The organism is Streptomyces sp. NPDC048361 (genome assembly GCF_040651795.1).
In the GTDB taxonomy this organism is placed as follows: domain Bacteria; phylum Actinomycetota; class Actinomycetes; order Streptomycetales; family Streptomycetaceae; genus Streptomyces.
Window position 1 is genome coordinate 1 of the sequence record NZ_JBEZKW010000019.1, and the last position, 5783, is coordinate 5783.

6 protein-coding genes are annotated in these 5783 nt (G+C 70.1%); 2 read left to right on the plus strand and 4 right to left on the minus strand.

Annotated features, from left to right (window positions below; genetic code table 11):
- The 3 genes from AB0D31_RS13620 to AB0D31_RS13630 all read right to left on the minus strand — a co-directional run.
- Positions 1-268: hypothetical protein (locus tag AB0D31_RS13620; protein ID WP_362721412.1), on the minus strand; the 268-nt coding region annotated here is incomplete at its 3' end.
- Between the two features lie 182 nt (positions 269-450).
- Entirely contained in the window at positions 451-699 is a 249-nt protein-coding gene (locus tag AB0D31_RS13625) for a DUF397 domain-containing protein (protein ID WP_362721413.1), read from the minus strand.
- A 2-nt stretch (positions 700-701) separates the two neighbouring features.
- On the minus strand, positions 702-1532 hold the full coding sequence (locus AB0D31_RS13630; RefSeq protein ID WP_362721416.1) for a helix-turn-helix transcriptional regulator: 831 nt from the start codon (positions 1530-1532) through the stop codon (positions 702-704).
- A gap of 156 nt (positions 1533-1688) precedes the next feature.
- On the opposite strand from AB0D31_RS13630, the gene AB0D31_RS13635 reads away from it, so the two are divergent.
- Together AB0D31_RS13635 and AB0D31_RS13640 are read left to right on the plus strand one after the other, a co-directional pair.
- A complete protein-coding gene (locus AB0D31_RS13635; RefSeq protein WP_362721419.1) occupies positions 1689-2093 on the plus strand; it encodes a hypothetical protein in 405 nt (134 codons plus the stop codon).
- A gap of 535 nt (positions 2094-2628) precedes the next feature.
- Positions 2629-3915: a glycosyltransferase family 39 protein gene (locus AB0D31_RS13640; RefSeq protein ID WP_362721422.1), complete on the plus strand. Its 1287-nt coding sequence runs from the start codon at positions 2629-2631 to the stop codon at positions 3913-3915.
- Between the two features lie 35 nt (positions 3916-3950).
- On the opposite strand, the gene AB0D31_RS13645 is transcribed toward AB0D31_RS13640, so the two are convergent.
- Complete coding sequence (locus AB0D31_RS13645) at positions 3951-5609, minus strand: serine/threonine-protein kinase (protein WP_362721678.1); 1659 nt, start codon at positions 5607-5609, stop codon at positions 3951-3953.
- Positions 5610-5783: the final 174 nt, after the last annotated feature.

Sequence of the window (5783 nt, forward strand, 5' to 3'; positions counted from 1 at the left end):
CCTGCTCGTGGTCACCGGCACCGAACGCGTTGTCCATGCCGGACTGGCCGCCCAGAATGTCCTGAAGCGACCCGTTCAGGTCGTTGGTGATCTCGTCGGCGTGGTTCTTGAACGAGTCGAACGCGACCTTCCCGGCCCCGTTGAACTTGCCCTCCAGCGGATCAGCCGCAGCGATCAACTGCCGGATCAACGTGCCCAGATCACTGCTGGACCCATCCGTGCTCTTCCCCAGATCGGACAGAGTCGTGGACCCCATGTCGAACTTCACGCACACACCCCCGCAAACGACGTAACCGGCACGGACATCACGAACCGCCGCGCGTGCCTCGCGCGGCGCCCTACATGTCTATCGAACGGGTGTCGCGGGTGCAACGCGGATCCGTCCCAGGTTCGTCACGGGCACGGCGCCGCCGGGGGGTGGCGGCGCCGCGCGTCGTTTGCACCGTCCGCTCAGCGGGTCGGGGCGCCCTCCCAATCGAGGAACGCCGCCCAGACGCCGGGGGCCACGGCGAGCGTCGCGCCGTGCGGCACCTTTGAGTCCCGTATGTGCACGGCTTGGGGGCAGGTGGCCACCTCTACGCATGCGCCGCCCCTGGCGTTGCTGTACGAGGACTTGTGCCAGGTGACGGCGAGTTCTAGGCATTGCCCGCCCCCACTGTCGCTATAGCTGGACTTGAACCACTGGAGCGTGTTGCTCATCCCTACTCCCCTGCCAACTCCTCGATGAGGTCCAGCGCCGCGCGAGGACCCAGAGCCTGTGCCCGGATCTTCGCATAGCGCTGTGCGAACGTACTCACCTTCGCGGGGTCCTTGATGAGCAGGCCTTCACCTTGGACTTCGAAGAACGCCAGGTGGTCGTGGTCCGGGGTCTCCACAAGAGTCATGCCGCCGCGATCTCCCGCATATTCGCCGTGAAAGCCACAGTTGAGAGGGAGCACGTCGATGATCACGTTGCGCCTGCGTGCAGACGCCGCAAGGTGTTGCAGCTGGTTGCGCATGACCTCGGGACTTCCGACACCTCGCCGCAGTACAGCCTCCTCCAGGATCAACTCGATCGAGATGATGGGTTGCCGGTCGAACAGGGCCTGCCGCTCCATGCGAGCCTGCACCAGTTCTTCCACCCGTTGTTCAGGCAGCGGGGGATAGCCTCCGCCGATCAACGCCCGCGCGTACTCCTCCGTCTGGAACAGTCCGTTGATGACCAGCGTGTCGTACATCTGGAGCACCACGGCGCGCTCCTCCACGGGCGCGAAGTCCTTGAACTGTTCGGGGTACTTCTCCATCCGAACGGCGACCCGAGCGTCCTCGAAGATCCCCATCCCGTCGCCAAGGACGCGCTCCAGCTCCACCAGCATCTGGTCGCTCGCGGGCTGGGCCAGGGTTTCCATGGCGCTTACCGCCGCGCCCGAGAAGCCGAGCTCGTCTCCCAGTCGGTCCTGGGACCACCCTTTCCTTACTCGTAATTTGCGGGCGAGTTTGGCGACCACCTGGGCCATGGGACCCGCCGTCTCCTTGTTTTCCGCTCGTGCCATATGTGATCACGCTCCGACTCAACCGGTCTCAACCGGTCACGACTCAGCCTCGCCGAATTCGACCCAGTACCAAGGGGGTTGAGGCTGAACAACGGCTCCCCGACGGCCCCCACGCGGTCATGGAAAACGCTAGCGGCGCGGCCCCACACTGGTCTCGTGGATGCGCAAATCGACGAGGTGAATCTCGACTGGATTCCGCTCTCCGGGTTCCAGCTCAGGAAAGCGGGCGTTCAATTCGACGCCGTACGGATCAACGGGGAGGCGGGGCGCTGTGTGGCGGACGCGATGGAGGAGCTGACCGGGGGAGACCCGGGGCCGATCGTCGTGGACGCGCGCGGATGGCGGGCGGTGTACTTCCTGGTGCCGCCGCGCAGCACCTCGCACCGGGCGTGGCCGGTGGTGGCGACGCCGTTCAACGCGGATTGGGCGACGGTGAGTTATGTGCCCGTGCCGGCACTGAGGGGGCGTACCTGGCCGCTCTCGTGGCGTTGCCCGCCCTCGGGACCGGACCGGTTCGTGCATACCCCACTGCTCAACTCGGTGGTCAGTCGTTTTGACTGAGGGGCTGGACCGCCTCATTTCCTGGTGCGGTGGAGGCCGGTATGGCGAATTGTGTCAGGCGGTCCGAGGTATGGCCGTCGGCCCTTTTTTCGGCGTGGGCCGGATCAAGCGGAATCCATCGGAATCGCCCCTGAATCTACAGCGGCGTGGAACCCCTCGTACAAGTGGAATGCGGTGGCTGGTGAACGGGTTCAAGCCAGCCCGACCTGGCGGCTTGAGGCGCCGTCGCCGCCCCGCATACTTCTGTGGTCAATGAATGCAGATCACGTTCAGCCGTGAAATGGGGGCCATCACCAGCCGACCGCGCCGCTCCCCTGCACGACCGCACCACGCACACGGGGGCACGCGTATGGCCACAGTCCTGTCCAGGAGAACGCTCTTTCCGGAGCGCCGGGAAGCGTGGATTTCTCTTCCTCCGGCTGCCGTCATGCTGGCGGTGGGCCTCTGGGGGATCACGCGTCAGGGCACCATGTGGCGTGATGAGGCGGCGACTTGGCAGGTGTCGCGGCGTTCGGTTCCGGAGCTGTGGCACCTCGTGCAGCACGTCGATTCCGTGCACGGGCTCTACTACCTGCTGATGCACGGCGTGTTCGGTCTTTTCGGCGACAGCCTGGTTGTTCTGCGGCTGCCGTCGGTCGTGGCGATGGCGGGCGCGGCGGCGTTCGTCGCGCGCATCGGAGCTCAATGGGGCGGCTCGGCAACGGGGTTGTGTGCCGGAGTGGCGCTCGCCCTCATACCGGCCGTCCAGAACTACGCGCAGGAAGGGCGCTCGTACGCGCTGGTCACGCTCGGGGCCGCGTGCGGTACGTGGCTCCTCACCGGCTTGCTGGAACGGCCGGGGCGCGCGGTGCGGTGGATGGCGTACGCGGGGGTCGTCCTCGTCACTGCCTGGCTCAACTGGTTCGCGTTGCTCCTGCTGCCCGCCCACGCCGTCGCCGTGGTGTGCGCACGGCCGGGGCGGGCCGTCGTGGTGCGCTGGGCGGCCGCTTCGGCGGTGGCCGTCACCGGCACGCTTCCGCTGATCCTGCGCAGCCGGGACCAGTCGGTCCAGGTCTCCTGGATCGCACCGCTCACGCCCGGGTCCCTGACCGTGCCGGCGCTCATGATCGTGGGTGGGGTGGCCTGTGCGTGGGTGGGTCGGGCGCGGGCAGGGCGGGGCGCTGTGCGGGAGCCTCGGGGGGCAGCGGGGGGCGGGGTGTCCTTGGGGGTGGTCGCGCTCCCTCTGCTCGCCGTGCCGCAGGTCGTGCTGCTCGCTGTTTCCCTGGTCAAGCCGCTCTACGTCGACCGTTACGTCCTCTTCTCCCATCTGGGCCTCGCCCTGCTGATCGGCGCGGCGGTCGCCCGCGCGTACCGGGCCGTTGCGCGGCCCGGGGTCGCGGTCGCCGTGTGGGTGATCGCCCTGGGCCTCGTCCTGCTCCCCGCCGGGCTGGGACAGCGGGGCCCGGGAAGCCGTATCGACGACGTGATCGCCCCCGCGAACGTGGTGGCGTCCACGGCGCATGACGGCGACGGCGTGCTGTTCGTGCCGGCCGCGCGGCGCGACACCGCCCTGGTCGCCCCGGAGAAGTTCGCCCGGCTCGTCGATGTCGCGCTGCTCGAAACCCCGGTGGAATCAGGCACGTTGAAGGGTGTCGAGAAGGATCCGGCGCGCATAGCGGGGGCTGTGGCGGCCCAGCGGCGCGTCATCCTCGTCACCGATGCCGCCGGGTTCTCGACGACCGAGGGGGACCGGGCCAAACGGAGCGCGCTCGACGCGTACTTCGTCTGCGTGTCGGACACGCGCGTGCACGGGCGCCGGGTCGCGGTGTACGAGCACCGGTGAGCCGGGGCGCCCGTGCCCGGGGGCGGCGGGCGGGCTCAGTCCTTTGTGTAGTCGAGGTACTCGCCGGTCTCCGGCATGAGTCGGTGCAGGCGGCCGTCCGGGAGGAGGCTGATGGTGCTCGGCTTTCCGGGGGTGCAGGCGCCCGTCGAGCCGGGGCCCACCTGGGAGGGGCCCATCTGGAGCGGGGTGTCGGGTGATGCGGGGGTGGAGGTCAGACGGGCCTGGAAGACGCAGTGGTAGCCGCTGCCCTCGGCGGTGAACGTCAGGACCGTGTCGCCCGGCTTGCCCGCGCGGATGACGAGGTGGCGGGGGTCGTCGCCGGTGGCCGTGGGGACGGTGGCCGACCAGGCGCCGATGTACGGGCGGGGCACGTCGCCGGCGCCGGGCGGGAGGGGGGTCGTGTCCTGGCTCGAACTGCCGCTGGGAGGCGCGGTGTTGGACGGTGTGGGAGTGGTCGTCGAGCGGATGTCGTCGGTCCTGCCGTTCAGGGAGTCGCCGCTCATGAACGCGTACACCGAGCCGCCTGCTCCGACCGCCACGACCAGGGCCACCGCGATCAGCGCCACCGTGGACTTGGTGCTGCGGGTGGGCGGGGGATCCGGGGCGTACGGGGTGGAGAGGGAGGGCGGGTAGTCGTACGGGGTCTGTTCGGCGGAGGCAGGTACGGACGGAGGTGTGGGCCGGGGCGAGGGCCGGGGCGCGGGCCGGGGTGGCTCCGGGGGCGGTGCCACCTCCGTGCTCGTGGTGCTGGTGCGGGCGGTGGTGGTGGCGCCCGGGTCCTCCATGTCGAGCAACTGGGCTGCGTGGCTGCCCAGTTGAGCCACCAGCGGGGCGGGCAGCCACGGGTCGGTGGTGTGCTCGGGGAGGCGGGAGAGGATCTGGTCGAGGCCGGGGCGGGCCGCCGGGTCCTTGTGGAGGCAGTCGCGTATGAGGTCCTGGAGGGAGTCGGGTACGCCGTCGAGGGCGGGCGGCTCCTGCGCGATGCGGAACATCAACGCGTGCACCCCGCTCGATGCCTCGCCGAACGGCAGCCGGCCGCTCGCCGCGTACGCGAGGACCGAGCCGAGGCAGAACACGTCGCAGGCCGGGGTGATCCGGTCGCCCCGCACCTGCTCCGGGGCCATGAAGCCGGGTGAGCCGACGAGCGCGCCGGAGCGGGTGATGCTGCCGTCGGCGCCGGTCTCCAGGGCGCGGGCGATGCCGAAGTCGATGACGCGGGGGCCGTCGATGGTGATCAGGACGTTGGACGGCTTCAGGTCGCGGTGGATGATGCCGGCGCCGTGGATGTCCTTCAGGGCGTGGGTCAGGCCGCGGGCGAGGACGCGTACGGAGTGCTCGGGGAGCGGGCCGTGCGGGCCCTGCACGACGGACTGGAGGGAGGGGCCCGCGATGTAGCCGGTGGCGATCCAGGGGGCGGGGGCCTCGGTGTCGGCGTCCAGGACGGGGGCGGTCCAGGGGCCGCCGACGCGGAGTGCGGCGCGGACTTCCTGGCGGAAGCGGGCGCGGAACTCGTCCTGGTCGGCGAGGTCGGGGCGGACCAGTTTGACGGCGACGGTGCGGTTGCGGTCGGAGCGGGCGAGGTAGACCTGGCCCATGCCGCCTGCGCCCAGGCGGGCGAGGAGGCGGTATGTGCCTATTCGCTCGGGGTCGCCGGGTTCGAGGCGCTCGGTGCGGTTGGGGGGTGGTGTGTTGATGGGCTCACCTCCCGGGTGGGGTTCGTCTTGCCGACGGGGTGAGGATAGTCCGGGGCGGCGGCCGTGGACCCGTGCAGTTCCCCGCGCCCCTGTAGGGCACCCGGAGTCGACCGGTCGCGCCCGCCGCGGCGGAGCCGCGCACGTGTCACAGCCCCGCGCCCCTGTAGGGCACCC